The organism is Intestinibacter sp., from assembly GCF_051866655.1.
Taxonomy (GTDB): domain Bacteria; phylum Bacillota; class Clostridia; order Peptostreptococcales; family Peptostreptococcaceae; genus Intestinibacter.
In genome coordinates this window covers 1-3,628 of the sequence record NZ_JBJDXL010000312.1, presented here as the reverse complement: position 1 = coordinate 3,628, position 3,628 = coordinate 1, and the positions used below count along the sequence as shown (strand labels likewise).

Annotated in this window: 5 protein-coding genes; 4 read left to right on the top strand and 1 reads right to left on the bottom strand. The window is 30.4% G+C overall.

All coding sequences use genetic code 11. The annotated features are described in order from the left end of the window. The 4 genes from ACI3VO_RS09275 to ACI3VO_RS09260 form a co-directional block, all read left to right on the top strand. Window positions 1-718 (top strand): PSP1 domain-containing protein (locus ACI3VO_RS09275; protein WP_439757644.1); only part of this gene is annotated, 718 nt, incomplete at its 5' end. Between the two features lie 14 nt (window positions 719-732). Next, window positions 733-1,482, top strand: coding sequence for a tRNA1(Val) (adenine(37)-N6)-methyltransferase (locus ACI3VO_RS09270; protein WP_439757643.1), 750 nt, complete (start codon window positions 733-735; stop codon window positions 1,480-1,482). Between the two features lies 1 nt (window position 1,483). After that, window positions 1,484-2,317 carry a 16S rRNA (cytidine(1402)-2'-O)-methyltransferase gene (rsmI, locus tag ACI3VO_RS09265; protein ID WP_439757642.1) on the top strand — a complete coding sequence of 278 codons (834 nt, stop codon included), beginning with the start codon at window positions 1,484-1,486 and terminating at the stop codon, window positions 2,315-2,317. A gap of 42 nt (window positions 2,318-2,359) precedes the next feature. Next, the gene (locus ACI3VO_RS09260; protein WP_439757641.1) at window positions 2,360-3,070 is read left to right on the top strand and encodes an HD domain-containing protein; all 711 of its coding nucleotides are present in this window, start codon (window positions 2,360-2,362) and stop codon (window positions 3,068-3,070) included. Window positions 3,071-3,128: 58 nt separating this feature from the next. Here ACI3VO_RS09260 and ACI3VO_RS09255 read toward each other — a convergent pair whose 3' ends face one another. Further along, window positions 3,129-3,557: an Lrp/AsnC family transcriptional regulator gene (locus ACI3VO_RS09255; protein ID WP_320924368.1), complete on the bottom strand. Its 429-nt coding sequence runs from the start codon at window positions 3,555-3,557 to the stop codon at window positions 3,129-3,131. Window positions 3,558-3,628 lie beyond the last annotated feature (71 nt).

Here is a 3,628-nt window from a genome sequence, read left to right as displayed (position 1 = left end):
AAAGCCTATAATAAGAATTGCTACAGATGAGGATAAAGCAATTTACAGAGAAAATAAGGAAAGAGCAAAGGAAACATTTGAAATTTGCCAACAAAAGATAAAAGAACATGATTTAACTATGTTTTTAATTGATTGTGAATATACATTTGATAGAAATAAACTTATATTCTATTTTACAGCAGAAGGAAGAATAGACTTCAGAGAATTAGTAAAGGATTTGGCTGCAATATTTAAAACAAGAATAGAGCTTAGACAAATCGGTGTAAGAGATGAAGCTAAATCAATAGGAGGACTTGGAACTTGTGGAAGACCATTATGCTGTTCTTCTTGGCTTGGAGATTTCCAACCAGTATCAATCAAGATGGCTAAGGACCAAAGTCTATCTCTAAACCCTACAAAGATATCAGGAATATGTGGTCGTTTATTCTGTTGTTTAAAATACGAACACGATGTATATGTAGAAGCAATAGATAAAATGCCTGTCGTAGGAAGTATAGTTAAAGTAGACAATCAAAAGGGTAAGGTAATAGAAATAAACCCATTATTAGAACAAGTTAGAATTGAATTTAATGATAAAACAATAAAAACTTGTTTAAAGGAAGAAGTAAAGGTCCTTCATGTACCTAAAAAATGTGAAAATGGATGCTGCAATGGTAAGTGTAAGAACGACGATATAGATTCAGAAACAATGAAGGAACTAAAAAAATTAGAAGATTAATAAAAGGAGAGTTTATGGAGGTATCTTTAAAAGAAACAGAAAGAATAGATGATTTACAGCTAAAGGGCTTGAAATTAATACAAGATAAAACAGGATTTTGTTTTGGAATAGATGCAGTTTTATTAGCTAATTTTGCAAAGGTAAAAAAGAACGCAAAGGTAGTTGATTTAGGGACAGGAACAGGAATAATACCTATTTTGATAGCAGGAAAAAGTCAAGCTAGTAAAATTGTAGGTGTAGAAATACAAGAAGAAGTATATGAAATGGCAACAAGATCTGTAAAATTAAATGACTTAGAGGATAGAGTTGAAATAATAAATGCAGATATAAAAACTATAGATAAAGAATTAGAGGTACATGGATACCATGTAGCTACATCAAATCCACCGTATATGCATATTGATGGAATCAAAAATCCAAATGACAAAAAGGCGATATCAAGACACGAAATAATGTGCAACCTAGAGGATGTAATAAGAGCTGCATCAAGACTTGTGATGCCTAGAGGAAAGTTCTTTATGATACACAGACCTACTAGATTAGTAGATATCATAGAATTAGGAAGAAAATATAGATTAGAACCAAAGGTAATTCAATTCGTACATCCTAGAGTAGGAAAAGCTCCTAACTTAATGTTAGTTGAATTCAGCAAGGATGGAAGACCAGAGCTTAAAATTTTAGATCCTCTGTATGTATATGGGGATGATGGAAATTACACAGAAGAAATAAGAAAAATATATGCCAATGAAGATATAGGAGAATAATATGAGTGGAAAATTATATATATGTCCAACGCCTATAGGTAACTTGGAGGATATAACATATAGAACCTTAAGAGTATTAAATGAAGTTGATTTAATAGCGGCAGAGGACACTAGACATAGTATAAAGCTTTTAAATCACTTTGAGATATCAAAGCCTTTAACGAGTTATTTTGAACATAATAAGGATACTAAGGGAGATTATTTAATAAATAAATTACTAGAGGGAGAAAATATAGCCCTAATAAGCGATGCAGGTATGCCTGGAATATCAGACCCTGGTGAGGATTTAATAAAGCAAGCTATAGAACACAATATAGAAATAGACGTATTACCTGGAGCCACAGCTTTTGCAGTTGCATTAGTTGGTTCGGGGTTAGATACACATAAATTTGTATTTGAAGGGTTTTTAGATAGAGATAAAAAAATCCGCAGAAAAAGACTAGAAGAATTAAAAGAAGAAGACAGAACGATGATTTTTTACGAATCACCACATAGATTAAAGGACACACTAAAGGATATGCTAAAAATCCTAGGCAATAGGAAAATAGCAGTGAACAGAGAGCTAACTAAAAAATACCAAGAGGTAATAAGAGAGGATATCGAAACAGTCCTAAAAATCTATGAAGAAAAAGAAATAAAAGGTGAATTTGTATTAATAGTAGGCGGATTTGAAGGAGAAAAACAATCAAAAAACAACTACGATAGCTTAACTGAAAGAGAATATGTAATACAACTAATCAACAATGGTCTAAGCAAAAAAGACGCTATAAAGACCGTATGTAAGGATAGAAAATTAAAAAAGGATGTTGTGTATAAGCAAGTATTAGATTTATAGCAAGATAAATATTTATTTAAATTTATAAACAGGGGTGATTAGATGGATGATATAGGAAAGCAATTATTAGAATGTCTAAAATATAAAGATACCTCTAGTGAAATAGAAAAACTAGATAAAAAAGGTTTATTAGAAGAAATAGTACCTAATATCAAGTATATGAAGGAGGTTGGAAAATGTAGATATCATATAGTCAACTCTTTTCAACATTCTGTATATACTCTAGCATATTTTGAAAGCATATTAAAAACAGATGAATTTTTACCAAAGCATTTAGAAAAATATGTATGGGAGTATCTGAATTCAACTGATGAATCTGGATTTCCAATATTACAAATATTGAAATTAGGTATTTTTCTACATGATATAGGAAAACCATCTGCGAAAAGTGTAGATTCTAAGGGGATAACTCATTTCAAAGGTCACGATGTGGCAGGTGGAGAAATTGTACTTAAATTAGGTAGAGATTTAGGGTTAAGTGAAGTTACTACTGAAAAGCTTTTTAGATATGTAAGATACCATATGTTTTTATTATCTATATACAAGAGCAATAATATCGGCAGAGAATCATTATGGAACGAATTTGATAAATTAGGAGATGACGTAATCGGAATAATATTGCTTGGGTATTGTGATTTAGTCGCAACTAGAAATTTATTAAATCCACTTGAAGATAGCGGGATTATAAAAACATATATGGAATTTATTTTAACTATTTATTTTCACAAATATAAAACTGATAGAGAAATATAGCATAAAAAATAGTCTGTTAATCGCAACAGACTATTTTTATATTCTAAATAATTTTTAATTATAGTATCGATTTAGCTTGAATAGGTGTAGATAAAATAACAGAGGTCTTAGTTGTACCTATTGATTTTATGCTATCAATAACATTTTCAAGCTCATACATATCCTTTACTATAACTTTTAATAATGAACAATCATCTCCAGTAATATGGTGACATTCAACTATGCGAGGATCCTTTCTAGCAGTTTCTAAGAAAAGCTCATATTTTTCACTTGGCAAAGAAATATGTATAAAGGCCTTTATAACTCTGCCTAAAGCGTCTGGATTTACTATAGCTTTATATCCTTCTATTACACCAGATTCTTCTAGTCTCTTCACTCTTTCAGAAACAGCAGGAGAAGTTAATCCTACTATCTTTCCTAAGTCTTTCATGGAAATTCTACCATCTTTTTGCAATATTTCTATAATCCTGTAATCAGTAACGTCCATTAATTGACCCCCCTTTTATCTAAAAAATTATTTTAATTAAAACACTTTTTTTGATTCTAATAAATCATTTT

Coding starts and splice junctions, on each gene's coding strand:
- ACI3VO_RS09270 (WP_439757643.1), top strand. CDS start 733: ATGGAGGTATCTTTAAAAGAAACAGAAAGAATAGATGATTTACAGCTA.
- rsmI (WP_439757642.1), top strand. CDS start 1,484: ATGAGTGGAAAATTATATATATGTCCAACGCCTATAGGTAACTTGGAG.
- ACI3VO_RS09260 (WP_439757641.1), top strand. CDS start 2,360: ATGGATGATATAGGAAAGCAATTATTAGAATGTCTAAAATATAAAGAT.
- ACI3VO_RS09255 (WP_320924368.1), bottom strand. CDS start 3,557: ATGGACGTTACTGATTACAGGATTATAGAAATATTGCAAAAAGATGGT.